We start from the raw sequence: 26109 nt of genomic DNA, 5'->3' as shown, positions 1-26109 counted from the left end.
AAGTTAGAGAATTTAACTTTGTTATTATTTTTTTATGTTTAAACCTTAGACAAAAAGTATCATATACATTTCCTAAGTACTATATTGCAGACGTCACCAACCCGCCGCACCATCTGCATATGGAAACCAAACGCCTCCCTTATCAAGCTGCCACCAACGAAAACCTGTTCGGATCATCACCGCAGGTGCTTGCCGCCATGCAACAAGCCTTGAACAGCGTGCACGGTTACCCCACCCCCGACGCCTCCGACCTGCGACATGCCCTGGCCACCAAGTTAGGGGTACGGGCTGACGAAATTGTGGTGGGAAGCGGCTCGGCAGAGCTGATTTCGCTCCTGGTGCGCCGTTTTTGTGGTCATGACAGGGACGGGGAAGTGCTGACTTTCACGCCTTCCTACCCGCTGTACTGCCAGGAAGCCCGCGCGCTGCGCATTCCCTGCTCGGAAATTCCGCTAACCAGTAGCTATCGGATCGATGTTGCTGCTTTAAAACGTCAAGTGGGGCCTTCTACGCGGCTCTGCTTTCTCTGCAACCCCAATAACCCGACCGGGACTTACCTGACAAGCACTGAACTGGAGCAGGTACTCGACTCGCTGCCGCCACATGTTACCGTCGTAGTCGACGAGGCTTACATCGAGTATGTTACCGCTCCCGATTGTGCCGACGCAGTGGCCATGCTGTCGCGCTATCCTAACCTGGTCGTGCTGCGCACTTTCTCCAAAGCCTACGGACTCGCCTCTGTTCGCATCGGGTATATGGTCGCGCAGCAACACCTGATTGAGCAGGTAATGGAAGTGAAACAGCCCTACAATGTGAACCAGCTGGCTCAGGTCGCTGCCCTGGCTGCCCTGGAGGATGAGCACTTCCTGTATAAGACGCTGCAGGCGACACAGATCGGGAAAAGCAAGCTGGAACAGGCACTGCATAGAATGGGCGTGCAGTTCTGGCCATCACAGGGTAATTTTCTGCTACTGGATGCTGGCGGCTACAGCGCCGATGAAATTCACAACTACTTACTCGCAAACCATATCCTGGTGCGCCGTGCCGACCACCATACCTTGCGCCTGACCATAGGCCCGGACGAGCACCAGCTATACCTCCTACAAATGCTACAAGAATTGCTACACCCCTCCCGCGTATACGCCACACAACCCCTTCTGGCACAAGTGCTTGACTTGGGCTACCTGGTACAGGATCAGCCTGAAGAGGCGGCAGCCGTTGCACACGATCTGCTGGACAGAGCGGCCGGGCAAACAGACGCAGAGGGCCGCATTGCGCAGGCTTTTGCGCGTGCCCTGGCATTGCGCTGCCAGCAAGGTATAACCAAGGACTCCGGCAATCTATATGCTTCTAATTTTGGAGTGATGGACATGATCGCGGCCTTCAATGTACTGGTAACGGCCACGCCTCTGGTCACTTTCGGGCACCGCTTTGCCAACCACTCCATCCTGCCAACCATTGCCGGAAAGTCATCGGTATACATGCTCGACCTGGGTATAGGTAGCGGTTTGCAATGGTTCCATTTAATGGAGTTATTGGCGGCTATACCTGGGGAGCGCCCTACCCTGCACCTCACCGGCATCGATATACCGGACAACAGCAACGATGACCCGACTTACAAGCTGCAGGCTACCGGCGCTCGCCTGGCAGCGCATGCCGGGCGTCTGGGTCTAGACTTCAGCTATACCTATGTCGCCACCCGCCTCGAAGACTTCGACCTGCAAACACTGGAGATCGACCCTTCCCATACCTTGATCGTGAATGCCGCACTCACCCTGCATCACCTTGCCGACGAACTAGTGGCTATACCTGACCAACGCGACCGGGTACTGGAGCAGATCCGAACGCTGCGTCCTGAGCTGCTCACCCTCACCGAACCAGACTCCGAGCACAACCGACTCGATTTTCTGCCCCGTCTGCGGGAGTCACTGCGCCACTACCACACCGTGTTTGATGTGCTTGACACTCTGCTGCCTGCCGATATGCCGGAGCGACGCGTGATCGAGCAGGAGTTTTTTGGAAGAGAGATCCTTAATGTGGTGGCCTTTGAAGGAAGTGACCGCGTGGAGCGCCACGAACGCCTCGATGCCTGGCAGCACCGCCTCATACGCAATGGTTTTAAACCCGCTCCGGTTCTGGTGACAGCAGCCCAGATCCAGGAGGAGTTGGACCTGCACCCGCAGTTCAGCCTGGCTGCGCATACGGCTGGCTATACCTTGCATTGGAAAAACACCAACATCATCGCAGCCACTGCCTGGCAGCCAGCTGACTAAAGCCCCAGTTTGCGGAGGGCCAGCAGGCAGAGTGCCACCGAGCCCGACACATGCACTTGCCCGTTGAGCACCATTTGCTCGACTTCGTGGAGGGGCACTTTCAGCACTTCGATGTGCTCGCTCTCGTCCAGGTCCTGGGCAGCCACTTCGCGCGCGTTGCGCATCAGGAAGAAGTAGATTTTGTTAGTGTCCTTTGTCGGGTTGTCGATCACTTCTAGGAGCAACTCTACGTCGTCGGAGGTATAGCCGGTTTCTTCCAGCAGCTCGCGACGGGCTGCTTCCTGCGGGTCGGTTTCGTGCGCATCAATTACGCCACCCGGCAACTCGATAAAAATATCGCTGGCAGCGTGTTTGTATTGCCGCACAAAAAGCACGTTTCCATCTTCGGTGATCGGAAAAGTGAGCACCACATCGGGGCGCACGCTTACAAAATAATCATCCATCTGGTGACCGTTGGGCAGCTCCACGTGGTCGCGGCGCAAGGTATACCACTTGTGGTTAAAGACTACTTCCGACTTGAGTGTTTTCCAGCGTTCTAATCCTTTCTTCATTGTTTTCAAATTATCAGTGCGGAGCAGTGGCTACTGCACAAAAAAGAGCCATACCTGCTTCACAGCATAACAGGTATGGCTTATGCAATTTAAACAAGTTTATTTCAGCTGATCACCTCCAGCTGTTCTTCATTGGAAGTATCCAGAGTCATGAGCTCCCCGACGTAGGTTTCCAGCTCGTGGGCGCGATGTGCGGCCGTGTGGTGCGCCATCACCTTGCGACGCGCCCGCATACCGATCGCCTTCCGCTCAGATGTACAGATCTCGCGGAGATAACGGAGCGTTTCGGAGGCACTCTTGGTGATCAGAATCTCAGACTCAGGCTCGAACAGCGTCTCTATACCTTCCCAATAGTCGGAGATGACGGGTGTGCAGCAGGCGGCCGCTTCAAAAAGTCGCATGCTCGGGGTGTAGCCAAACCTGCTGGTGCCGGCGCGGGCGATGCTCAGGGCAAAGCGCTGGCTATTGAAGAAATCGCGGTGCTCAACTGGCGTCAGGTGATGGAGCATAGTGATGTTGCCGGGCCAGCCCATGTCTTCGGGATATTTGGTGCCCGCCACCGCAAAACGTCCGGCGGGCCACTGTGCCGCGGCATCCACCATCAGTTTCTGCAAAGTCAACTGCCTGTCCTCTGAATAAGTGCCCAGGTAACCCAGGTCCCATTTTATCTCGCGGTACTCCTGGTGGTATAGTGTCGGGTCGACTGAAAAATACAGCGGCCGTGCCATGCGGGCACCATATTTCTGTTCAAACAGCTCCAGCGCCGGACCGCCTGTGCAGGACAGGTATAGGTCGAAGGCAGGTATCAGGCTCGCATTGAGGTAAGTCGGTCCCTGGCCTTCCAGTTCGGTAAGGGTAGCGGGGGCATCCAGATCATAGAAAGCTTTGATGCCCTTTGCCGTCTCGATCACCCATTTCCCGATGGCATTGCCTTCCGCCAGGCTGGAGCCCACGATCACCATATCAGCCTCCCGCACCTGCTCCGTGTACTGGCGCAGCTGCTCGAACGAGGCATATGTGCCGAGCTGGCAAAAGTCAGGCTCGCCTAAATCGGGGGCAGTACGCTGCGTTGGCTTTCTTTCCAGAAACAGGATGCGGTGTGCATTGGCGTGCAGTGCCCGCACCAGGTTACGGTAAGTAGTGGCATGGCCATTGCCCCAGGAGGTTGTAATCGAAAGGCCGAGTATAACAATGTTCATGTCGTTGTCAGACAATTTTTGGTAAAGATAAGCTAGATTTTCATTTAGAAACCGAAACCGGTGCCTCGACCAGCTGCCCGTACAGATAACTGTAGTCCTGGGCCATCTGGTCGGCAGTGTATCCATGGGAGCGTTTCACGGCACGGCAAGCCATGATGTTGCGGCAAAACTCGTCTTCTATCAGATTCTCGATCGTATCGCGCAGTTCATCCGCACTGGCCGGATCCACGTACCGGGCGGCATTGCCCCATACCTCGGCCATGCTTTCGGTCTTTCCCACTACCAGCGCGCAACCCGACATGGCCGCCTCCAGCACCGTCAGTCCGAAAGGCTCGTATTTGGCAGGCAGTGCATAGATAGACGCTCGGGATAGCCAGTCGGTCACCTCTTTGTTGGTGAGCTGCCCCAGGAAATACACATTGTCAAGTTCCATAGACTCCCCTGTTTCCGGATGCTTGCCTTCGCCAGCTATATAAACCGGCCACTGCAGGTCCGAGGCGATGTGCGCCAGCATGGAAATGTTCTTGGCTTCGTCCCACACCCTGCCCAGGCTGAAGACGAATGGTTCTTTGCGTCCGAACTGAAAGTACTGCTGGCCGCGGCCGTTATACACCACGGCACTCTGTTTGAACGGACCGTACAGTTCTTCTGCCTGGTGCATCATGGCCTGCGTAGGCGCTACCACGATATCAACTGCCTGCAGTCCTTTGCGCACCATCTCGCTATACCTGTTCCACTTCTTCGGGGCTTCTTCCTGCTTCACGGCGCGCCACCACGACAGCACACACGAATGGATCACGGCCAGCACGGGTTTACCCCAGTCCAGGCTTCCGAAGCTCAAGTGGTTGAGGTGGATCATGTCAGGCTGCACCTGGTCGCGCAGTTGCAACAGCCATTCACCGGCTTTCTCTACGTCCTCCCAAGGGGAGTCCATCCACTCTAGTTTATACTCGCTTTCATATACCGTGAGGTTGGAGATGCTTTCAACCTGCGCGCGCTGTTCCTCGTTCATGGGCTCTCCCATGGTCGCCAGCGCCACATTGGTGCCATGCGCTGCTACGGCTCTTGTTAGCTCCAGTGCATACGTCCATACGCTGCCAACCGTATCGGCAGTCATCAGGATAGTCGATGGGTAAAGGGGTATCTTCATTATCTTTTCTGGTGTAGATATGTGTTACATCGTGTTTTGGTTCAGGCCAGTATACCTTGTACGTCCGGTTGCAGAACGGCTTTGGAGACAGGTATAGGATAGGTAATTGTGCCGGCCAGGTATAAGGATGTCCGATGGCTGGCCGGCCGGCGTCTGCCGGCAGTGCATTCTATTACGGGTGCAAGCCAGATTCCGTTAGTGTGATTCTCGGTTTTTTACGATTTTTTATCAGGTGTGTATCCCATATGCGGCATGTGTTCTAAAACCATGCATTATTATTAGCTGCCAAACAGTGCGCAGGCATCGTAGGTTTACGCCTTGCGTATAACATGTTTGAACCACGCGAGCCTTGCATTGAAAGGAGTACCAGAGACCAGTCGTACCAGAGGGCGTATCTTCCTGATCCGCCATGCGCGGCCAGTGGTGCCAAAAAAGGGATACTTTAGCAAGGCAGATGCAAGCAACTACATCAGCGCCTACGACGCAGCGGAGGTGGAGCAGTTTGTCATGGAACACGAGGCCATTCCCTACCAGGAGGTTTGCCAGGTATATTGCAGCACCCTGAAAAGGTCGCAGCTCACTGCCCGACAGATATTTGGGGAGGAGGTGGAATTAGTGGTACGACACGAATTCCGGGAGTTTGAGCGCCGCATTTTCTCCCTGCCTCTGCTACGGCTACCCATCCGGCTTTGGTTGGTGAGCGCCAGGGTGCTTTGGATGCTGGGCCTCAACAGCCAGGGAATCGAAACGTTCAGGCAGGCGAAGCAGCGGGCACGGGAAGCGGCTTCCTTTCTGGCACAACAGGCCGAGCATAACCCGCCCGTGATACTGGTGGCGCATGGCCTGCTCAACAACTTTATACGCTGGTACCTGCAGGACCTGGGCTGGAAGTCGGTCATTAAAGAGGGCAGCGGCTTCTTGAGTGTGACGATGCTGGAAAAGAAATAACATCAACAACACCGGGAATTGAAGCGGTAGATACCTGAGAACTCGCTTTCCTATACACTATACTTTTCTATTTCACGAAGTCTAATCTGTAAGCAACATGTTAGGGAAGCGCTGATTTTTGTCTTTTGAAAAATATAGTTATTTGAATATTTACTTATGTTTTATTTAATATAATTAAATTATTTCTTCGATTTATTTACAATATTTCCGTAAAAACGTTCTTAAGTGTAAATCAAATTTAACTAATATGAAGAAGAGTATACTATTGAGCTTCTTTTTAGTCCTGACACTTGTAGGGAGTGTCTGGGCTCAGACTCAAACTGTATCCGGTAGGGTCACCGCTGCCACTGACGGCTCTGCGCTACCGGGTGTTACCGTGCTGGAACGGGGCACTTCCAATGGTGTCACCACAGGAGTCGATGGCGAATACACCCTGACCATACAACCCAACGCCACACTGGTTTTCAGCTTTATCGGTATGCAGCGTCAGGAAATACCTGTCAGCGGACGTTCTACAATTGATGTGCAGTTGGCTGCTGACGAGCGGCAGTTGAGCGAAGTGGTGGTAGTGGGTTACGGCACGCAGGAGCGTCGTGAGGTAACGGGTGCTACTGCGAAGGTAAAATCTGAGGATATCCAGAACCTGCCGGTTGTAGGTGTTGACCAGGCGCTGCAGGGCCGTGCTGCTGGTGTGCAGATCTCTCAAAACTCAGGTACGCCCGGCGGCGGTATCACGGTGCGTGTGCGTGGTGCAACCTCCATCTCCGCCAGCAACCAGCCGCTTTATGTAGTGGACGGTGTGCCCCTTACAACAGGTGATTTTTCACAACTTGGCTTTGGGGGGCAATCCGTTAACGCTGTTACAGACATCAACCCGAACGACATCGAGTCCATTGACATTCTAAAAGACGCTTCTGCTGCTGCCATCTACGGTTCGCGTGCTGCCAATGGCGTTGTGCTGATCACAACCAAGCGTGGCTCCGCCCGCCAGACGCAGATTAACTTCAACATGTATGCGGGTACACAGAATTACTGGAAGAAACCAAAACTTCTGAATGCCCAGCAGTATACCGACATCATGATGGAGGCCTTCGTAAATGATGGTTATATACCGGAGGGCCAATACACGCCAGAGGAGTTTACTGACTTCTATTATAACGGAGTTGATTTCCCGCTGACGGATACGGATTGGGTAGATGAAATCTCCCGCAGGGCTGGTATTCAGAATTATGAAATTTCACTCAGCGGTGGCGATCCGAAGACACGCTATTATGTGTCTGGTAACTACTTCGATCAGAAAGGCGTCGTGATCGGCAGCCGCTACCAGCGCTACTCTACCCGACTGAACCTGGACCACCAGGCGAATGACAAATTCGCACTAGGTACCAGCATCCAGCTCAGCCGATCTGACAGCGATCGTATCATCAGCGATAACTCCATTACCAGCCCGTTTGCCAATGCGCTGGCAGCCTCTCCACTCTGGCCGGTTTACACGGACATAGAAACCAAAACGTACTCTTATCCAAACTTCTTCTATACCAACCCAGTGGCAGAAGGCCGTGAAAATGATAACGAGACACGCAACTTGCGCGCCGTAGGCAATGCCTTTGCCAAATACACCATTGTACCTGGTCTTGACTTTCAGGTGAAGGGCGGTATGGACGTGCTGAATGTGGATGAGCGCCGCTACAGCGCAGCTAACTTCCCTGGTGCTACTTTTGAGGCGCAGGGTGGTCAGGCAATCAATGCCACGACAACTGTTTCGAAGAGCTTGCTGGAAGCCACACTCGCTTACAACCGAGCTTTCAACGAAATCCACAGCTTCTCTACCGTAATAGGCGCCAGCAATGAGGACAATGTGATCCGCAACACCAGTGTGACAGGCGAGGGCTTTGCCAGTGAGCGTTTCCGTTACGTATCGAGCGCAGCCCGCGTAAACGCTGGTACAGGCTCCGAACTTGAGTCTTCACTGGTATCGTTCTTTGGCCGTGTAAACTACTCTTTCAGAGACAGGTACCTGCTGGGTGTGAACTTCCGTGCTGACGGCTCTTCGCGCTTTGGCGAAAACAACCGCTTTGGTTACTTCCCATCCGTTTCTGCTGGTTGGAGATTGATCGAAGAAGACTTCATGTCGGGTCTTGACTACATGAGCGAACTGAAACTGCGTGCCTCCTATGGTGTAACCGGTAACCAGGAAATTGGCGACTTCCGCTACCTGGCCCTTTATACAGGTGGCAGTAACTACCTCGACCTGTCTGGTTTGGCGCAGTCGCAGCTGGCTAACCCTGACCTGAAGTGGGAGACCACCAAGCAGTTTAACGTGGGTGCCGACATCGGCTTCCTGAACGGGCGCGTTAACCTGGCTGTTGACTACTATGTGAAGAAGACGGATGACCTGTTGTTTGCTCGCCCTATACCTACCCAGAGTGGTTTCTCAAGCGTGCAGTTTAACGTGGGCTCTACAGAGAACAAGGGTTTTGAGATTGCCCTGAACACGGTAAACATCTCTAATCCGGGTAATGGATTTAACTGGACAACAGACTTTAACATTGCCCGCAACCGCAATAAGGTGACTTCGCTCTACGAAGGCCAGGATATATTCTACGGTTTCGGTGGTAATTCCATCGTGCTGCGCGAGGGCTATCCGATTGGTACGTTCTATGGCCTGATCGCTGACGGCATTTACAGCAGACAAGACCAGGTTCCGGCTTCTAAAACCGAGTTTAACGGCACGCTGGCAGGTGACGTGAACTACCGCGACATCAACAACGACGGTATCATCACAGACGACGACTTCACGGTAATCGGTAACGCCCAGCCAGACTTTATAGGTGGTTTAACAAACACAGTGCGCTTCAAGGGCTTCGACCTGAACGTGTTCTTCCAGTTCTCTTACGGCAACGACATTGCCATGCCGTCGCGGGAGTACCAGATGCACCTGGGCCGCTACGACGATAACATGCTGGAAGACGTGCTGGGCAGGTGGCAGCAGGAAGGAGACGTAACTGACGTGCCTCGGGCTACTTACGAAGACCTGAACTACAACGGCCGTAGCAACTCTTCTCGCTTCATTTACGATGGCTCATACCTGCGCCTCAAGAACCTGGTGCTGGGCTATACCCTGCCATCCACAATCAGTGAGCGACTGAGAATGAGAACGCTGCGCCTGTACGCCCAGGCTCAGAACCTCGTTACTTTCACCGATTATCCTGGCTTCGACCCGGAGGTGAACTTTGCAGGCACCAGCAATACCACATTGGGTGTGGACTTCTATACAGTGCCGCAGAACCGTACCATCACATTTGGTATTAATGTTGGATTTTAATCCTTAAACCGATTAGCAAGATGAAAAAATACACCTATATATTGGCTACAGCGCTTGGTTTAAGTGTGCTGACCAGCTGCGAGGATAGACTGGAAGTGGCGCCTACCACGCAGGTAGAAGCAGACGTTGCCGTAACTGATTTCAATTCGCTGGACAAGGCAGCACTCGGCGTTTACAGTGCCCTGCAGTCTGAAGATTACTATGGCTTCCGTTACAACATTTACCACGAGATTTACTCCGATAACATGCAGTTTGTTGGCACGTTCACCACTGATGCCGAAGCAGCCCGACGTGCTTTAACTGCATCTAACCTGCAGATCGAAAATTTCTGGGGAACCATTTACCTGGTTATCAACCGAGCCAACACTGTTATTTCTCAGGCAGAGCGTTTGGTTACGGCTGGTACTATCACGGCTGAGCAGCGCGATGCCATCAGTGGTGAGATGCACTTTCTGAGAGCGCTGGCTTACTTTGACCTGGTGAAGGTATTTGGTGGTGTGCCACTTGAGTTGAATGCCACATCCGGCCTGCCGGATATCCAGTATTTGGCGCGTTCTTCTGAGCAGGAAGTGTATAGTCAGATCATTACCGACTTGGCTACTGCTGAGAACATGCTGAGCTTGGTAGAGGTTGGCGACCCACGCCGTGCCTCGAGCCTTGCCGCCACAGCTTTGCTTGCCCGTGTGTATTTGCAGAACGGCAACAATGCAGAGGCACAAGCCAAAGCCAGCCAGGTGATCGAGAGTGGCGCTTTCTCGCTGATGCCTACTTTCGCCAGCGTTTTTACGACCGAAGGAAGCGGCAACTCAGAGTCTATCTTCGAAATTGATTTTACACCGAACGATCAGAACAGCTTAGGCTCAGCTACCAACCCGAACACACCAGGCCAGAAGTTTTATGTCAGCGAGGATACGTACAACGTATTACAGGCATCGGCTGCCAATGGCGATTCCCGTTTTGCGGCTACTGTTCGCATTGAGGGCTCTGCCAACCGTCGTCGCTTGCTGAAGTACGAAGACGCCGTAAACAACGCCGATAACGTGATCGTCATCCGCTTGGCCGAAATGTACCTGATCAGAGCAGAGGCTGCCGTAAGACAAACAGCCAATGGTGGCGACAACATTCTGCCTGTATCGCCACAAGTCCTTTCTGACATCAACGCCATAAGAACCAGGGCAGGGCTACGGCCATTATTGGTTCTCACTAACAGAGCAGCGCTGGATGAAATCCTGCTTCAGCGCCGCCTTGAGTTTGTAGGTGAGGGTCTGCGCTTTATGGATCTGCGCCGCTACAATCGCACTTGCGAGGTGTTGGGCTTTTGTGACGCACAGGCTTTCCGAAACCTATGGCCTATTCCGTTACAGCAGATCGAAATAAATCCTAACTTAGAAAAGAACGAAGGATATTGATACCTGATTCAAAGTACTGAAATCAAAAAGAGCTCCTATGTAGGGAGCTCTTTTTGATTTAATTTCACAAAAACTAAACCTTTAGTTTGTAAACTAAGTAATTAGTTATATATTTATCCTACCAAGCAACCAATAGCCTTATGAAAGAACTCACCAAAGCCGAAGAAGAGATCATGCAGATTCTCTGGAAACTGGAAAAAGGATTTGTGAAGGACATTTTGGAGGAGATACCCGAGCCCAAACCTGCCTACAACACCGTGTCCACGATTGTGCGTATTCTGGAGAAGAAAGGCTTTGTGGGCTATAACGCCTTTGGCAAGTCGCACGAGTACTTCCCGCTGGTGGCCGAAGACAAGTACAAGAGCTTCTTTCTGAAGAACTTTATGAGCGGCTATTTCGGAGGCTCTTTCGAAAAGCTCGTTTCGTTCTTCGCCAAGGACAACAACCTGGATGTAAAAGAGCTCGACCAATTGATGCGCCATGTAAAAGACGACCTTAAAGAGGAGGACCAACAAGATGGAAACAACAGTTAATTACCTGCTGCAATCGGCCCTGGCCCTGCTGGTGCTATACCTGTTTTACAGACTCGTGTTCCACAACCAACCGGGTCTGCTTTACAACAGGCTATACCTGTTGCTGTCTCCGGTTCTTGCCCTGGCCATTCCGTTGCTGGAGTTGCCGCTGCCGTTTCAAACAGTGCTTCCTGTTACCGACCTTATACCTGCCTTTCAATTGCAGGAAGTGCAGGTAGTGGGCTATGGTTCAGCCGCTACCACCACAGCGCCGCTTTTCACGACAGGCCATTGGCTTCTTGTACTATATAGTGTGATCGGATTTGTGTTGCTGGCCAGGCTATACCTGCAGGTAGTGCGTATTCGCTCGCTGGCTTCTGCCGCCAGACCAATTCCATCTCCAGGCGCCGGAGCAACAGTACTGCAGACCGAAGGCCAATTTCCTTCCTTTGCCTTCCTGCACTATGTTTTTCTGGGAGATATGAAGCACTTGTCTGCGCACGAACAGCAGCAAATCCTCTCGCATGAAATGGCCCACGTGCGCCTGCGCCATACCTACGACGTGCTTTACTATGAAGTGCTGACCGCTGTGCTGTGGTTTAACCCGCTGGTGTGGCTTATGAAGGAGGAACTACGCAACGTACACGAATTTCAGGCTGATGCCGAGGTGCTGGCCAGCTGCCAGCCGCAGGAGTACAGCTCCCTGCTGGCCAAAGAGGCGCTCTTTATGGCCGGTATACCGGTGGGCAGCTACTTTCAGAAACCACAGGTTTTCCGCCGCCTGCGCATGCTGCAGCTGCATGGCAAGCCTGCCAGCAAAACGCGCCTGCTCCTCGTGCTGCCGGTCATCCTTTTGCTGCTGGTTGCCTTCTCTGCCAGTAAAGTAAGCGCTGACATGATGCCCCTTGTCGAGGAGCCTGCTTCGCTGTCAGAAATCCTTATCACCGCTCCTGCCCGCAAAGCAGGTATACCTGTTGGGAACCAGAAGCAGGCAGGTATAGCGCAGGGTGCCACAGAAGCAATAGCGAAGCCGGCAGCTACCGAAACAGCCAGTACCGTGAAGAAGGAGGATTTCAAAAACGTGAAACCATCTGTTACGATCCCTCCTTCAGAAGAAGAGTTTTCGGGCGAGAAACCTTATACCTATGTAGAGCAGATGCCCCAATTCAATGGTGGCGAGGAGGAAATGATGAAGTTCCTGGGGCGCAACATACGCTACCCGAAAGATGCGCAGGAGGTAGGCGTGGAAGGTCTGGTTGTACTGAGCTTTGTCGTAGACAAAAACGGTGGCTTGCAGGATATCACCATCCTTAAAACTTTGCACGAATCGCTCGACAAAGAAGCTTTGCGCGTAGTGGAAAAAATGCAAGGCCAATGGTCTCCGGGCAGACAGGACGGAGTGGTCGTACCGGTGCGCTATACCTTGCCCATTCGCTTCGCGATAAAATAATACGCTCACCCTTATTTATACCTGACTCACCTGGCCTGAAAACCGGGGCAGGACACCTATTGTCTTTTCTTTTCTAAAAAATAACCTTAAAAATACCTCTCATGAAAAACAAAAACACACTCAAAACCTGGCTGGCTGCTCCACTGCTTGCCCTCTCCCTCTGTTTCGGATTACCAACAGAGATCACCGCACAAAGCAAAAAATCTGCAAACGAGCCTTACGCCTATGTGGAGGAAATGCCGCAGTTTAAAGGTGGCGAATCTGAAATGATGAAATTCCTGGGCACGAACATCCAGTATCCGGCTATCGCCAAAAGCAATGGTATCGAAGGCCTGGCTGTGTTGAGCTTTGTGGTGGAGGCCGACGGCAAGATCAGCAACGTAAAAATGGTCAAGTCGCTCAGCAAAGAAACCGACGAAGAGGCGATACGGGTTGTGAACATGATGAGCGGCCAGTGGAACCCGGGCCGCCAGAACGGTGAGATCGTGCGGGTGCGCTATACCTTACCGATCCGGTTTGCCCTGAAAGAATCCGACCGCGCAGCCGCAGCCAGCGTAGCCAACCGCATGCCTGCCTTTAAGGGCGGCACCGAGGCGATGTTTCAGGCCATGAAGGCTCACCTGAGCTTGCCAGCCGAAGCCAAAAACGAAAACCTGAACGCCCGTGTGATGGTGAAGTTCTATGTAGACCGCGAGGGGCAGGTATCGAACGTGCGACTGGAGGGCACCAAACTGAAGAAAACCGTGGGACCAGGCTCTGAACTCGACTACATGGATGCCTCAACGTTTCAGCTGCAGAACAAAACCCTTTTGGCCAAACTGTCAGAATCGGCGATGGCGGCCGTGAAAGCCACCTCCGGCCAATGGGAACCGGCCCTCAAAAGCGGTCAGCCAACCGGTGCCGAAGTGGTGCTGCCGGTACAGTTCCTGGGTTCAGAATCGGGCCATAGCAGCGAAAAAATGGGCGTACCGAGCATGACCAAGTATACCAAGAGCTACTACAACCTGAACGAGGTGGATGTGAAGCCAACCTTCAAAGACGGCTCCTTTGAGCGGTACCTGGCCAAAAACCTGCGCTATCCGGCGGGCGTCGACTTCGAAGGGCCTCTGGATGTGCACCTCGTCGTAAAAGAGGACGGCAAAGTTATGAGCATGTTCACTGTAGCCATTGGTAAAGAACTGCACGATGCTATTGCGGGCACCATCCGCAACTCACAAGGTATGTGGAACCCCGGCAAGGTAGACGGCCAGCCTGTCGCTGTATCTCGAACCATCAAGCTACTGTTTGTAACCGAAGGAGGCGCCAATAAACCATCGGCGGAAGACTTGAAAATCGCCGACGTGGTAGTGACAAGGTATAAGTAAGCTATAATAACAAACTTGTTAGGTTGCCCCTGGTGCTGCGCTATGCAGCCCAGGGGTTTTTCTGCTTACAGCTTTTAGAGTAAGCAAAATAATATCTACATTTAGCTTCTTTAAGCCTCGGGTCTGGATTATTCACCTTACTTATTTCATGAAAACACCTTTACACTACTTCACAGGCCTGGCACTGGCTTTTACGATTAGCTCACTGAACCCCTCTGTAGCGGTTGCTCAAACCCAGAAAACTGAAAAAAGAGACATCTATACCTTTGTAGAACAAATGCCAGTGTTTGCAGGCGGAGAAGCGGGTATGATGCAGTATATCGGGCAGAACCTCCGCTATGCCGAAGGCCTTCCCGGCGGTTTGCTGGTCGCGTCTTTTGTCGTAAACCCGGATAGCAGCGTCTCCGATGTGGCGATCTTGAAAGGACTGCACCCGGAGCTGGAGCAGGAGTCCGTACGTGTGATCGAAAGCATGACCGGGAAATGGGTGCCGGGCAGGCAGAACGGTAAGTTGGTAGCCGTTCGGTTTACCCTGCCAATCCGCTTTGAGGGCAGTGAGCCGAAATCTCCAGCAAAGACGAATACGGCCCGAGAGGTTAATTCCACCGGACAGTTTTCTAATTCTAGCATGAGGGAAGGAGACGTGGTGCCAGACTATAAGGAAGGAATAGCTGAATTATATAAGTTTATTGACAAGAACAAAATAAACAAGAGTCTGAAATCTCCCTGGGGCATTTCTCAAATCTCGTTCATTGTTCATGAAGACGGTAGCCTGAGTGATTTCCGAGTGGTTAAAAGCCTGTCGCCCGCTTTAGATCAGGAGGCTATCCGCGTGTTGACTTTAACAAGTGGAGACTGGAATCCCGGGATGCAGCTGGGTAAGCCGGTTAAAGTTCGGTTTACCGTGCCCGTTCGTTTTTAATTTGGCTTCAGTAACAAAAAGAAGCCTTCCTGGAACAGTTAATCCAGGGAGGCTTCTCACTTTATACTCTATACCTATACCTTATAGATCCCATTCATTGAGCGTAGCCATGGCGTGGTAGGCTGTCATATCGAACTGGCAGGGCACGACCGATACGTAGTTATTCAACAGCGCCCACTCGTCGGTGTCCTCGCCTTTGTCGAAGTTCACGAAGCTACCCGTCAACCAGAAATAGTGGCGGTTGCGCGGATCAAGGCGTTCGTCAAATTCTTCCTGCCACTTGGCATGGGCTTGCCGGCATACCTTCACGCCTTTTATGGGTTCATTGCTTTTCTTTGGCAGGTTCACGTTCAGGGCCGTGTTTTCAGGTATACCGTGCTCCAGCGCCTGCCGGATGATCAGTTCCACAAACTCCTCGGTATGAGAAAAATCCGCTTCGTGTCCGTAATCACAAAGTGAAAAACCGATAGCCGGAAGTCCTTCGATTGCAGCCTCAATAGCTGCTGACATGGTGCCTGAATAAAGTACACTAATGCTCGAGTTCGAGCCGTGGTTGATGCCACTTACCACCAGGTCGGGCTTGCGGTCTTTCAGTACATGGAACTTGGCCAGTTTCACGCAGTCGGCCGGGGTGCCGGAGCACTCGTACGCCTCTATATCCAAATCGTCGAAAGCGATGGAGCGGTCGAGCCGCAGGGTGTTCCCGATCGTGATCGCGTGCCCCATACCTGACTGCGGACCGTCGGGCGCCACAACTACGACGTCCCCTATCCTCTTGGCCACTTTCACCAGCATACGTATGCCTGGCGCTGTGATGCCGTCATCGTTCGAAACCAGTATTAATGGTAAAGCCATTTTATTATTTTTAGTTGATGTATAACAAAAGAAACGAATTCCGTTTTGGTGCTAATATACGACAACCCCGGCTCTCAGAACAGGGTTACAAGGAATATAATGATTTCCTAATCTTACCTTATGCTCAAGAATATATTGTACGCTATCCTGTTGGGGGTGGGCATGGCAGCTTGCCTGGCCGACCATGACAACACCGGTCAAGCGGACTCCAACTCAAATATAACAGCGGGTGAGGCGATGTCAGAAACCGAGCAACCCGACACGAACACGGAAGTCACAGACCCGGCTAATTTAGTGCTTGCCAAAGGACAGGCGGGCAGGGTCAGGATCGGTATGCCCATAGAAGAAATGCGCAGCCAGGTGCCGGCAGGCTGGCAGATCAGGGACACCACCCTGCAACTAGAGGGCCAACAATACACGGCTTATGTGCTCAGCAATCCGGAAAGCCCGCACGGCATGCTGGTGGAACAACTCTGCGAGCCCAACTGCCATGTATGGCGCATCAGCATCCGCGACACCAACTACAGAACGGCCCAAGGTATAGGAGTCGGGTCGAAGTACGGTGAGGTGGCACAGCAGCACCCTATTGACTACACCAGCACAGGTGAGGCGGGTTTTGTGGCTGTGAGCGAAAAATCGGGTATGTCCTTCATCTTGGATTCCTCACAATTAGATCAGAATAGCCTTCACAAACTGAAACCCGACCAGATACCTGCTAATACACTTGTGCGTGGCATTTTAATATATTAGGTTATTGTAATATTTCTGCGGATTGCGTATTATTGCTCGCATGTCATTACTCCGCGCCCGCTATAGCTATAAAAACACCGGACTGTTGCTTCTCCGCATCGGCATCGGCATCATGTTCATACTCCATGGCTGGCCCAAAATGGTGGGCGGATCGGAGCGCTGGGCGAAGATCGGAGCGAACATGCAGCTGCTGGGGATTGATTTTATGCCGGAGTTCTGGGGTTTTATGGCCGCTTTTGCCGAAACGGTAGGTGGTGCGCTGCTGGTGCTTGGTTTGTTTTTCAGGCCCGTTACAGTGCTGCTCGTCATCACTATGCTGGTGGCTACCCTGCGCCATGTCACTGCCGGCGATGGATTTGGTGGTTACTCCCACTCGCTCGAAGCAGCCATTCTCTTTTTCGCCCTCTACTTTATTGGTCCTGGTAGGTATAGCCTCGATAAAACACTATTCCCCAATAAGAACCGGAAGACCTTTCAGGTATAGGCTATGTCGGTGCACGATTCGAACAGGCCTTGATCTGAACTTACAAGGTATAAAAACAACGCTCAGACAATTTTCTGATTCCATTTCTAAGCATAATTGGTTAACATTGCTCTGCAAGAACAATTGTAAACACCACACATGCTAACCACTCTGCTCTTGGCCGCGCTGCTGGCTACCGGAACACCTGACAAAAACGATCTCAAAACGCCTTACGAAAAAGGCAACAAGAACCAAACCGCCACTTACGACGAGGCCATCGACTGGTACCGCAAGTTCGATGCGGCCTACGACGAGGTGAAAATGGTGCCCTACGGCTATACCGACTCCGGCCGGCTGCTGCACCTGGTCATCGTTTCCACCGGAAAAGACTTTGATCCGAAATCTGTAAAACAGAAAGACAAGCGCGTGCTGCTGATCCAGAACGGCATTCACCCGGGCGAGCCCGAAGGCATTGACGCCACCATGCTGCTGCTTCGCGACTACCTGCAGGACAAGAGCAAGCGCAAACAACTCGATAATGTGGTGCTGGCCATTATACCTGTCTACAACATTGGCGGCGCGCTCAACCGAAACAGCCACACCCGCACCAACCAGGAAGGTCCGGAGAGCTACGGCTTCCGGGGCAATGCCCGCAACCTCGACCTGAACCGCGATTACCTCAAAACCGATTCCCGGAATGCCCAGACCTTCCACCTCATTTACCGCGACTGGGACCCGGATGTGTTCATGGACAACCATACCTCCAATGGCGCCGACTACCAGCACGTGATGACCCTCATCGCCACGCAACACAACAAGCTGAACCCGACATTGGCCGGCTACCTGCAGGGCAAAATGTTGCCGACGCTTTATGAAGGTATGAAGAAGGACAAGTTCCCGATGGTGCCTTATATGAATACCATTGGCGAGACGCCTGAAAAAGGAATTATCGGCTTCATGGAGTCGCCACGCTATGCCACCGGGTATACCGCGCTGTACAACACCATCGGTTTTGTACCGGAGACCCACATGCTCAAGCCTTTCGATCAGCGGGTGCAGTCAACTTACAAGCTGATGGAGCACATGATCAGCACTGTGAGCCGCGACGCCAAAGAAATAGGCGAGATACGCGCCAAGGCAAAACAGGAAACACTGACGCAGAAAACCTTCGCCCTCGACTGGCAACTGGATACGACCAAAGTGGATAAAATCCCATTTCTGGGCTACGCTGCCAAGTATAAGCCAAGTGAAGTGAGCGGACTGGAGCGCCTGTACTACGACCGCAAAGCGCCTTATTCCACTAATATCAATTACTACAACACTTTCACCCCGACTGTAACGGTGGAGAAGCCGGTGGCCTACATCATTCCGCAGGCATGGCGCGAAGTAATTGACCGTCTGAAGCTGAACAAAGTGGAGATGGGCCAGCTTAAACGCGATACCACCCTCACACTCGACACTTACTACATCTCTGATTACAAAACCTCTCCTCGTGCTTACGAAGGCCACTACCTGCACTCTGGCACTAAGGTGGAGACGCGCATCATGCCACGCCAGTTCCTGAAAGGTGACTATGTGGTATACCTGAATCAGGAGGCTAACCGCTTTTTAGTAGAGGCCCTAGAGCCGCAGGCCGTAGACTCCTACTTCAACTGGAACTTCTTCGACAGTATTTTGATGCAGAAGGAGTATTTCTCGAGCTATGTGTTCGAAGACCTGGCCGCTGAGATCCTGAAGAAAAACCCAGATCTGCGCAAGCAGCTGGAGGAGCGCAAAAAGCAGGATACAGAGTTCGCCAAGAACGCCCGCGCCCAACTGGACTTCGTGTACAGAAACTCACCGCACTACGAGCCTACCCACAACATGTACCCGGTAGGCAGGCTGATGCAGGATGTGAAACTGCCCCTCTAAAATGAAATTAACGATAAAGCGAAAGCCACCCCATGAAGGTGGCTTTCGCTTTATAAGGTATAGAGGAGGGTTTTATTTTATGAACAGCTGCACTACTTCCCGGTAGTAAGTAGCCTCCTGTTCATTGCCTATCCGTTCGTGCAACGTAATCAGTGGCTGGTAATAAGCAGTATGCAGTGGCTGCAGGTTTACAAGCTCCTCCATTGCCGTAATAGCTTCTGTATAGTTTTCACTTTGTACATAGGCATTTACCTGGGCTACCAGTTCATCTTCCATACGCTGGTACACTCCCACTGCCTGTTTCTCCACAGCGTCCATCTTATCTCTAGGCACACCAGAAGCGATCGTCATGATGGTTTCTTTAAAAAAATCTGGTTTTAAGTCGCTATTTAAGGTATAGCCTACTCCAATGATCTTGAATTGAACTGGAATGACGGCATAAAAGAATTGTGCTGTGTCGTTTGTCGCAGTCCATTTGCCTTTGATAAGAGGCACCATGCGTTCAAATTCCTTCTTAAATTCTGAAAAGGCCTTGTTAAGTGTACCGAACTCGACAACATCCCCGCTTCTGGAAAATTTTATGACACCAACTGCCGTTCCGACTTTATTAGCCCGCTGAGCGGCTGCCGGGTAGCGGATGTTCTTCCCCAGTATCTTGAGTAAATCCTCCTCGCTTCCGGTATAGCGGGCGGCATTGTGTAGTTGGCGTATATCTGAAGCAGTAAACTGCGCCAGACAAGCCGAGCCGGTGCCTGTCATCAGCATCAAAAGAACGCAAAGCCTAAGTAGCATAGTCAAGTAAATTGCAGTTTGGAAACGAGGGGACTAAACCACTTTTCTTCCCGGAGCTTTCCTATAACTGACTGCTGATCCTTATACCTAAAACATCTCACTTAACAGATTTTATACCTGAAATAACTCTTGAAAGCTATATTTGTATACACAACCACATCAATCACGTAAAGCCGCAAGATTTACACACATACTATGTTAAAAACATCACACCTGCTTCCACTTCTGGGATTCGCCCTTATCACGCTGCATAGCTGCACCAGTTCCGGCAACAGCGCCAGCACCACGGAAACTAATACACAAGCTATCGCCCAAAACTCAGCTCAGGAAGTAGCCCTCAGTGAAGCCCAACTGGACAAAGCCCGCACCAACTACGCCAGCTACTGCTCCGGCTGCCATGGCGAACAGATGGAAGCTTTCACCGATCGCAAATGGAAGCATGGCAACACCGCTGAAAACCTTTTTGCTGCTATCAAACACGGTTATCCTGAGGAAGGCATGCCTGCCTTTGAGCAGACTTTTAACGATCAGGAAATCACGGCGCTGGTTGCCTACATACAGGAAGGTATACAGAACGTGAAGCAATACGATTTCAGTGAAGAAACTACAGCCACATCTGTCTATACCTCCGAATCGCTGAAGTACCGCCTCGATACCGTGGCAACAGGTATGGAAATTCCGTGGGGAATGGCCTTCCTGCCAAACGGCGACATGCTGATAACGGACCGCAACAGCGCTTTCTACCATCTGCCGAAGGGGAGCCGTCAATTGCAGAAGATTACCGGTGCGCCGGAAGTGCTGGCACAGGGACAGGGCGGTCTGCTGGACGTAGAACTGCACCCCGACTTCGCCAAAAATAACCTGATCTATCTCTCCTACTCGGCCTTCAAGAAAGAAGGAGAACAGATGCTCTCAACCACAGCCGTGATGCGCGCCAAACTAGACGGCAATAAACTCACGGAACAGAAAGTGATCTTCGAAGCACAGCCTTGGGCCCGCACCCGCCACCATTACGGCTCCCGCCTGGAATTTGGTCGCGACGGCTTGCTTTATGTGACCGTAGGCGATCGAGGACAGCACCACGAAAACGCGCAGACCATAGAACGCGCCCCGGGCAAAGTACACCGCATCAAAGACGATGGCACTATACCTGCTGATAACCCTTTTGCGAACGAAAAAGGCGCCATCGGCTCCATCTGGACCATCGGTAACCGCAACATCCAGGGTATGACCATTCACCCGGGCACCGGCGCCATCTGGACAAACGAGCATGGTCCGAGAGGCGGGGACGAAGTGAACATTGCCGAAAGAGGCAAAAACTACGGCTGGCCGGTTATCTCCTACGGCATCAACTACAACGGCACCGTACTGACTGAACTGACTAAAAAAGAAGGTATAGAGCAGCCGCTCTGGTACTGGGTGCCTTCTATCGCCCCTTCCGGTATGGCTTTCGTGACGGGCAATCGCTACAAAGGTTGGGAGGGCGACTTACTGGTTGGATCGCTGCGTTTCCAGTTTTTGAGTAAACTCAAGATGGATGGTAATAAGATCGTAAGTGAAGAAAAGCTCCTCAAAAACATCGGCCGTGTACGTGATGTAAAAATGGGTCCGGATGGGTTTATTTATGTTGCTGTAGAGAGTCCGGGGACGATTTATAGAGTTGTGCCGGTTGAGTAGTGGTGTTGCCATGGCGCGAGCGTCCTCGCTTGTGACAGGTATAGTGGGGCCAAGGTATAGATTTTGCTTAATTTACTTTCTAGCAACTGCAATTATGGGTATAGCAACCAGTATTGTTCTATAGCTTCGCCTGTGCGGCGGGCACTTACTTTTTTCCTTGATGAAAAAAGTAAGCAAAAAAATCAAGACGATTTTGAACTCGCTGACCGCTCAAACAAAAAATCGTCAAAAGCGCACCAGGCACAGTTGTCTGTTCCATAGCCAGCGTGCAAGTGAGTCTTGCTCTACCTGTCAGTGGTCTGTGATACGAAGCCTATACCTGTCAAAAGTTAGCGGCCAAAACTCCCCCTTTGAAGGGGGCAGGGGTATATTAATCATGCATAGGTATAAAGCCGAATTCAGCACCTATACCTATTAATCAGCTTACCATAACAGCATTGACTTCAAAATAGCACAAAAAAAAAGGTCAGGCCCTATCTCAGAGCTTGACTTTTTTGGTTGTACCTATACCTGCTATACCTAGCTTCCTACATTCGCCCTTAGCACGCGCAGGAAGTTCCCGCCAAGTATCTTCTCAACATCCTCTTCGCTATACCCTCTAGCAAGTAGCTCACGGGTGATGACAGGCATATCGGCGACACTATCCAGTTGCTGTGGAGTGGACGTAATGCCATCGAAGTCGGAGCCTAGGCCCACGTAATCAACGCCAACTAACTTTACGATATGATCGAGATGTTCCATCAGCAGGGAGAGTGGCGGACGCAATTCGGAGGCTTCTTCGGGGTAGTTTGCCATGGCCCAATCAGAGATCTGGATCGAGTTCGCACCTGCTTTGCGCAGCGAGTCTACTTCCGCTCTGTGATTGGCCCGGAAAGCATTCATGCGCTTGTCATACTCCGGATCCAGGAAGCCGGAGAAGAAGTTAAGGTGGATCACGCCGCCATTTTTGGCGATGGCTTGTATCTGGTCGTCTTTCAGGTTGCGGGAGTGCGGGTTGAAATGGTGCACGCAACTGTGCGAAACCAGCACTGGTTTGGTGGTAGTGGCCATGGCATCCCAGAAAGTGCGCTCGCCCACGTGGCTCAGGTCGACCAGCATACCGAGCTTGTTCATTTTGCGTACCACCTGCTTACCAAATTTTGTCAGCCCAGGCTTGCGGTTCTTGGGCAGCTTGCCACTTGTCTCGTCCATGGCAGAGGTCGCCCAGGGCGTCGAGTTGTTCCAAGTCAGGGTCATGTAGCTGGTACCGCGCTTGTGCAGCGCCTCCAGGTATTTCAGGTTGCTTTCCATCATGTGCCCGCCTTCTACCCCGATCATCGTGGCCATTTTGTTTTGCGCAACAGCCTGTTCTATGTCGGCGGGTGTGCGGGCAAGCATCATTTTGTCTGGGTTGCGACGCACAATGGCTTCGAGCGAGTCGATCTGGAGGTTGGCGAATTTAAAGCCTTTGCCTTTTCCGTAAGTCTCATCGCTCCAGACAGAGAACACCTGCACATCCACCCCGCCCTCCTTGAAGCGGGCCAGGTCAGAGTGCGTTTTACCGCGCAGATCGTCTTCCAGTCGCAAACCTTCCAGTACCGAGATCAGCACATCGTTGTGGGTGTCTATCACAATCGCCTTATCGTGCAGTTGCTTGTAGTCTTGTGCCGATGCCTGCGGATTGCTGCACAGCAGGGCTGCCAGCGCCAGGCCTCCGCCCAGTAGTTTCTTATAATTCATAGTCTGATGCTTCATGTACCAAAGAGCCATACCTTAAATATAGTAAAAAGGCGCGACTTTCCTACAGCACCTGATTCAGCGTGATCAGATTAAAAAGTCTGAATGAATTAGCCTGGATGGACGCAGGTATAGGTATAGGTATAGGTATAGGTATAGGTATAAGAGGATAGACAAGGCTTTTCCGAGAATAGACAGGTCAGGAATTATTACGGCTATACCTTCGTACTCAACACATAGCACCCGATCTTATCCGGATGGTCCTGCACGAGGTCGGAGCTGTGCTGGTGGCGCAGCATCCAGAGGATCAACAAATCGCCGGCAGCGGCTATGCTGAAGAACAAACCGAACAGGAAGAGCAGAAAATGACCCATGGCTATACCTGCGAGTGCCGGCAAAAGTCCCATCACCAGGCCTGGCATCATCCCGCCTATCGCGTAGTGCCTGAGCGGCAGCACTTCTTTGCAGTGGCAGTAAGGCGTCAGCACTTTCCAGTGCACGCCGTATTTGATCGACTTGAGCCCATTTTTGCAAAAGACCGCCCAGGTAAGCCCGTGCAGTAACTCGTGCACCACTGCCCCAAGCACAAAAACCAGCAGCATGATCATGGGCGAGATCATCATCAAATCCCGCTGTGTTTGCACCAGTTGTCGCAGATGCTGTACAGCGAACTGTTCGGGCCAGATGAGCCAGTAGGCCGCCCCATAGATGACCAAAATCGGCACGATGAAAACGAGCGCCCGCACATTGGCCTCTGCAGCGGTCATACTCAGTTCTGTTTTGCTGTATTTTTCTGCTTCCATGCGCTAATCGTCACTTATAAGCAGTAAAAATAGACAAAAAATCACGTTGGTTTTCATCCATTTAGCCCTTTGGGTTTTATTACAAAAATCACACGAACGACCACCCTGCCGTTTGTAGTCAAGACCATCGAAATGCTGCCATGCTGGAATTGGGCTACCTCGTTCGGCTTGTGCAGAGAGCCAGAAGCACTACGTTTCAGCATAACCACACCTGATAGGTATGCCTTCCTGATTCACTTTATTCCAACCATATCCGGTTGTTTGGGATTGTCCACACCTGGCCGATCGACACATTTCCTATACCTTAGCGGGTTGCTTTTCATATCAGTATCAGAAAAAGGCTATATTTGCCTAAACGACTCCCCGCTATGGAAACAGTCCTATACCTTGACGAACTCTCAAAAAAATTCGGAAGCCTGCAGGCCGTCGACCGACTGACGCTCCAGGTGGAAGCGGGCAGCATCTATGGGTTGCTAGGTCCGAATGGCAGCGGCAAGACCACGACTTTGGGTATGGTGCTCGACGTGATCCGGCCAAGCGGTGGCAGTTATCTGTGGTTTGGGCGTTCTATCAGCAATGAAACCAAACAGCGAGTGGGTGCGCTGCTCGAGACTCCAAATTTCTACCCCTACCTGACTGCCAAAGCAAACCTACAGGTAGTGGCCGACACCAAGCAAGCAGACCATCGGCACATCAACAAAATGCTCGACATGGTAGGCCTCGGTACACGGAGCCACACAACCTTCAAAGGCTTCTCGCTGGGTATGAAACAACGCCTGGCTCTGGCCGCCGCGATGCTCAATGACCCGGAAGTGCTGGTGCTCGATGAACCCACCAACGGCCTCGACCCACAAGGTATAGCCGAGGTGCGCGACCTTATCACCCGGATCGCCGCGCAGGGCAAGACCATCCTGCTGGCCAGCCACTTGCTCGACGAGGTCGAGAAGGTATGCACACACGTAGCGGTGCTGCAGTCAGGCAAGCTTAAAGCCAACGGACCAGTGGGCGACATTCTCTCTGCGCAGGACCAGCTGTTGATCAGTGCCGAAGAGTTGGCACCTGTGCTGCAACTATTGGAGCGCTTGCCTTACGTGGTGCGGTTTGCCCAGGATAAGAATACCATCAGCCTTACGCTCTCCGAAGGCTACACTAGTACTGACCTCAACCGCGATATGTTTGCCCAGGGCATCGTGCTTTCGCAACTGCTGGTGCGCCGCAAAAGCCTCGAAGCACAGTTTCTTGAAATCACCCAAAAATAAGTCCGCATGAACCTGATTAAAACCGAGCTCAGAAAGATACTCCAATACCCTACTTTCTGGGTGATCATGGCCACCTACGTGCTGCTGCAAGTGCTGCTGATCTATTTCAGCAGTAGCTTCATGGTTAGCGGGCAGTCGCTGGGCAAGTCGCTCTATGACTTCCCTAACCTGTGGATGCGCTTCTCTTATATCGCCTATTTTTTTAACCTCCTGCTAGGTATACTGGTCATTGTGCTGATCACAGACGAGTACAGCTACCGCACGCTTCGGCAGCAAGTCATAGACGGGCGCTCCCGCACCGAGGCGGTGCTGGCAAAATTTTACGTGACGCTGGGCCTGGCCGCAACCGGGACTATCTTTTTGTTGATCATGGGCCTGCTTTTCGGGTTGATTTACAGCAAGGACACCAGCATAGGCGCCATATTCGGCAAAATCGATTACCTCTCCTACTTCTTTGTGCAGGCTGTCGGGTATATGTGTTTGGCTATGTTCTTCGCTTTTTTGATACGCAAAAGCGGACTGGCCATTATCGCTTTCCTGGCCTGGTCCAAGATCGTGGAGCCGATCATACATTACCAAATCGATGACAGCATCGACCGCTTTATGCCCATGAAAGTTTTTGGTAGCCTCACGCCTACTCCGGGGCAGGAAATTATTGATGGTCTCACCAGCCCCACATTGGCGCTTAGCCCGGCATGGGCAGTACTGCCCGCCTTGTTCTATATCGCGTTGCTCGTGCTGGCCTCCATCCTGCTGGTGCGCCTCCGCGACCTATAAGGG

21 protein-coding genes are annotated in these 26109 nt (G+C 52.1%); 14 read left to right on the top strand and 7 right to left on the bottom strand.

The window, feature by feature from the left end; all coding sequences use genetic code 11:
• Positions 1-119: 119 nt before the first annotated feature.
• The gene (gene hisC / locus L1278_RS08565) at positions 120-2273 is read left to right on the top strand and encodes a histidinol-phosphate transaminase (RefSeq protein WP_253402868.1); all 2154 of its coding nucleotides are present in this window, start codon (positions 120-122) and stop codon (positions 2271-2273) included.
• Here hisC and L1278_RS08560 read toward each other — a convergent pair.
• The 3 genes from L1278_RS08560 to L1278_RS08550 form a co-directional block, all read right to left on the bottom strand.
• Complete coding sequence (locus L1278_RS08560) at positions 2270-2824, bottom strand: NUDIX hydrolase (protein ID WP_253402866.1); 555 nt, start codon at positions 2822-2824, stop codon at positions 2270-2272. The genes hisC and L1278_RS08560 overlap by 4 nt on opposite strands.
• 104 nt (positions 2825-2928) lie before the next feature.
• Complete coding sequence (locus tag L1278_RS08555) at positions 2929-4023, bottom strand: glycosyltransferase (protein WP_253402864.1); 1095 nt, start codon at positions 4021-4023, stop codon at positions 2929-2931.
• Positions 4024-4063: 40 nt separating this feature from the next.
• Positions 4064-5173, bottom strand: a complete 1110-nt coding sequence (locus tag L1278_RS08550) for a glycosyltransferase (RefSeq protein WP_253402862.1) — start codon at positions 5171-5173, stop codon at positions 4064-4066.
• A gap of 354 nt (positions 5174-5527) precedes the next feature.
• Here L1278_RS08550 and L1278_RS08545 point away from each other — a divergent pair, with 354 nt between their 5' ends.
• The 7 genes from L1278_RS08545 (at position 5528) to L1278_RS08515 (ending at position 15103) form a co-directional block, all read left to right on the top strand.
• A complete protein-coding gene (locus L1278_RS08545) occupies positions 5528-6121 on the top strand; it encodes a histidine phosphatase family protein (RefSeq protein WP_253402860.1) in 594 nt (197 codons plus the stop codon).
• A 247-nt stretch (positions 6122-6368) separates the two neighbouring features.
• Entirely contained in the window at positions 6369-9446 is a 3078-nt protein-coding gene (locus L1278_RS08540) for a TonB-dependent receptor (protein WP_253402858.1), read from the top strand.
• Between the two features lie 20 nt (positions 9447-9466).
• Complete coding sequence (locus L1278_RS08535; RefSeq protein ID WP_253402856.1) at positions 9467-10855, top strand: RagB/SusD family nutrient uptake outer membrane protein; 1389 nt, start codon at positions 9467-9469, stop codon at positions 10853-10855.
• Positions 10856-10995: 140 nt separating this feature from the next.
• A complete protein-coding gene (locus L1278_RS08530) occupies positions 10996-11388 on the top strand; it encodes a BlaI/MecI/CopY family transcriptional regulator (protein ID WP_253402854.1) in 393 nt (130 codons plus the stop codon).
• Positions 11372-12817 carry a M56 family metallopeptidase gene (locus tag L1278_RS08525; protein WP_253402852.1) on the top strand — a complete coding sequence of 482 codons (1446 nt, stop codon included), beginning with the start codon at positions 11372-11374 and terminating at the stop codon, positions 12815-12817. Before L1278_RS08530 ends, L1278_RS08525 begins: the two co-directional genes overlap by 17 nt.
• A 101-nt stretch (positions 12818-12918) precedes the next feature.
• Complete coding sequence (locus L1278_RS08520) at positions 12919-14181, top strand: TonB family protein (protein ID WP_253402850.1); 1263 nt, start codon at positions 12919-12921, stop codon at positions 14179-14181.
• 148 nt (positions 14182-14329) lie between these two features.
• Entirely contained in the window at positions 14330-15103 is a 774-nt protein-coding gene (locus L1278_RS08515) for an energy transducer TonB (protein ID WP_253402848.1), read from the top strand.
• An 81-nt stretch (positions 15104-15184) separates the two neighbouring features.
• On the opposite strand, the gene surE is transcribed toward L1278_RS08515, so the two are convergent.
• Positions 15185-15958, bottom strand: a complete 774-nt coding sequence (surE, locus tag L1278_RS08510) for a 5'/3'-nucleotidase SurE (RefSeq protein ID WP_253402846.1) — start codon at positions 15956-15958, stop codon at positions 15185-15187.
• A 120-nt stretch (positions 15959-16078) separates the two neighbouring features.
• Between surE and L1278_RS08505 the strand changes: the two genes are divergently transcribed.
• The 3 genes from L1278_RS08505 to L1278_RS08495 all read left to right on the top strand — a co-directional run bounded on the left by L1278_RS08505 (position 16079) and on the right by L1278_RS08495 (position 19082).
• Positions 16079-16708, top strand: a complete 630-nt coding sequence (locus tag L1278_RS08505) for a mechanosensitive ion channel protein MscS (protein ID WP_253402844.1) — start codon at positions 16079-16081, stop codon at positions 16706-16708.
• Between the two features lie 40 nt (positions 16709-16748).
• Entirely contained in the window at positions 16749-17192 is a 444-nt protein-coding gene (locus L1278_RS08500; protein WP_253402842.1) for a DoxX family protein, read from the top strand.
• Between the two features lie 138 nt (positions 17193-17330).
• Positions 17331-19082 carry a M14 family zinc carboxypeptidase gene (locus tag L1278_RS08495; RefSeq protein ID WP_253402840.1) on the top strand — a complete coding sequence of 584 codons (1752 nt, stop codon included), beginning with the start codon at positions 17331-17333 and terminating at the stop codon, positions 19080-19082.
• Positions 19083-19154: 72 nt separating this feature from the next.
• On the opposite strand, the gene L1278_RS08490 is transcribed toward L1278_RS08495, so the two are convergent.
• Positions 19155-19874, bottom strand: coding sequence for a lipopolysaccharide assembly protein LapB (locus L1278_RS08490; protein WP_253402838.1), 720 nt, complete (start codon positions 19872-19874; stop codon positions 19155-19157).
• 195 nt (positions 19875-20069) lie between these two features.
• Between L1278_RS08490 and L1278_RS08485 the strand changes: the two genes are divergently transcribed.
• Positions 20070-21551, top strand: a complete 1482-nt coding sequence (locus L1278_RS08485; RefSeq protein WP_253402836.1) for a PQQ-dependent sugar dehydrogenase — start codon at positions 20070-20072, stop codon at positions 21549-21551.
• Between the two features lie 519 nt (positions 21552-22070).
• Here the strand turns inward: L1278_RS08485 and L1278_RS08480 are convergent.
• Together L1278_RS08480 and L1278_RS08475 are read right to left on the bottom strand one after the other, a co-directional pair.
• Positions 22071-23270, bottom strand: a complete 1200-nt coding sequence (locus L1278_RS08480; RefSeq protein WP_253402834.1) for a dipeptidase — start codon at positions 23268-23270, stop codon at positions 22071-22073.
• A gap of 212 nt (positions 23271-23482) precedes the next feature.
• Entirely contained in the window at positions 23483-24070 is a 588-nt protein-coding gene (locus L1278_RS08475; protein ID WP_253402832.1) for a DUF3267 domain-containing protein, read from the bottom strand.
• A gap of 368 nt (positions 24071-24438) precedes the next feature.
• Here L1278_RS08475 and L1278_RS08470 point away from each other — a divergent pair, with 368 nt between their 5' ends.
• A complete protein-coding gene (locus L1278_RS08470) occupies positions 24439-25329 on the top strand; it encodes an ABC transporter ATP-binding protein (protein WP_253402830.1) in 891 nt (296 codons plus the stop codon).
• Between the two features lie 6 nt (positions 25330-25335).
• Positions 25336-26106 (top strand): ABC transporter permease, encoded by a 771-nt coding sequence (locus L1278_RS08465; RefSeq protein ID WP_253402828.1) that lies wholly within the window; start codon positions 25336-25338, stop codon positions 26104-26106.
• Positions 26107-26109: the final 3 nt, after the last annotated feature.

It is taken from the genome of Pontibacter sp. HSC-36F09, from assembly GCF_024171605.1.
In the GTDB taxonomy this organism is placed as follows: domain Bacteria; phylum Bacteroidota; class Bacteroidia; order Cytophagales; family Hymenobacteraceae; genus Pontibacter.
Note: the sequence above shows the minus strand (reverse complement) of the source record. Positions and strands in the feature narration are given on the sequence as shown.

What these genes read in the sequence shown, in the direction of transcription:
- L1278_RS08525 (WP_253402852.1), top strand. Translation starts at nt 11,372, where the DNA reads ATGGAAACAACAGTTAATTACCTGCTGCAATCGGCCCTGGCCCTGCTG.
- surE (WP_253402846.1), bottom strand. Translation starts at nt 15,958, where the DNA reads ATGGCTTTACCATTAATACTGGTTTCGAACGATGACGGCATCACAGCG.
- L1278_RS08475 (WP_253402832.1), bottom strand. Translation starts at nt 24,070, where the DNA reads ATGGAAGCAGAAAAATACAGCAAAACAGAACTGAGTATGACCGCTGCA.
- L1278_RS08515 (WP_253402848.1), top strand. Translation starts at nt 14,330, where the DNA reads ATGAAAACACCTTTACACTACTTCACAGGCCTGGCACTGGCTTTTACG.
- L1278_RS08540 (WP_253402858.1), top strand. Translation starts at nt 6,369, where the DNA reads ATGAAGAAGAGTATACTATTGAGCTTCTTTTTAGTCCTGACACTTGTA.
- L1278_RS08465 (WP_253402828.1), top strand. Translation starts at nt 25,336, where the DNA reads ATGAACCTGATTAAAACCGAGCTCAGAAAGATACTCCAATACCCTACT.
- L1278_RS08485 (WP_253402836.1), top strand. Translation starts at nt 20,070, where the DNA reads ATGTTAAAAACATCACACCTGCTTCCACTTCTGGGATTCGCCCTTATC.
- L1278_RS08495 (WP_253402840.1), top strand. Translation starts at nt 17,331, where the DNA reads ATGCTAACCACTCTGCTCTTGGCCGCGCTGCTGGCTACCGGAACACCT.
- L1278_RS08500 (WP_253402842.1), top strand. Translation starts at nt 16,749, where the DNA reads ATGTCATTACTCCGCGCCCGCTATAGCTATAAAAACACCGGACTGTTG.
- L1278_RS08550 (WP_253402862.1), bottom strand. Translation starts at nt 5,173, where the DNA reads ATGAAGATACCCCTTTACCCATCGACTATCCTGATGACTGCCGATACG.
- L1278_RS08470 (WP_253402830.1), top strand. Translation starts at nt 24,439, where the DNA reads ATGGAAACAGTCCTATACCTTGACGAACTCTCAAAAAAATTCGGAAGC.
- L1278_RS08530 (WP_253402854.1), top strand. Translation starts at nt 10,996, where the DNA reads ATGAAAGAACTCACCAAAGCCGAAGAAGAGATCATGCAGATTCTCTGG.
- L1278_RS08490 (WP_253402838.1), bottom strand. Translation starts at nt 19,874, where the DNA reads ATGCTACTTAGGCTTTGCGTTCTTTTGATGCTGATGACAGGCACCGGC.
- L1278_RS08535 (WP_253402856.1), top strand. Translation starts at nt 9,467, where the DNA reads ATGAAAAAATACACCTATATATTGGCTACAGCGCTTGGTTTAAGTGTG.
- hisC (WP_253402868.1), top strand. Translation starts at nt 120, where the DNA reads ATGGAAACCAAACGCCTCCCTTATCAAGCTGCCACCAACGAAAACCTG.
- L1278_RS08560 (WP_253402866.1), bottom strand. Translation starts at nt 2,824, where the DNA reads ATGAAGAAAGGATTAGAACGCTGGAAAACACTCAAGTCGGAAGTAGTC.
- L1278_RS08520 (WP_253402850.1), top strand. Translation starts at nt 12,919, where the DNA reads ATGAAAAACAAAAACACACTCAAAACCTGGCTGGCTGCTCCACTGCTT.
- L1278_RS08480 (WP_253402834.1), bottom strand. Translation starts at nt 23,270, where the DNA reads ATGAATTATAAGAAACTACTGGGCGGAGGCCTGGCGCTGGCAGCCCTG.
- L1278_RS08555 (WP_253402864.1), bottom strand. Translation starts at nt 4,023, where the DNA reads ATGAACATTGTTATACTCGGCCTTTCGATTACAACCTCCTGGGGCAAT.
- L1278_RS08505 (WP_253402844.1), top strand. Translation starts at nt 16,079, where the DNA reads ATGCTCAAGAATATATTGTACGCTATCCTGTTGGGGGTGGGCATGGCA.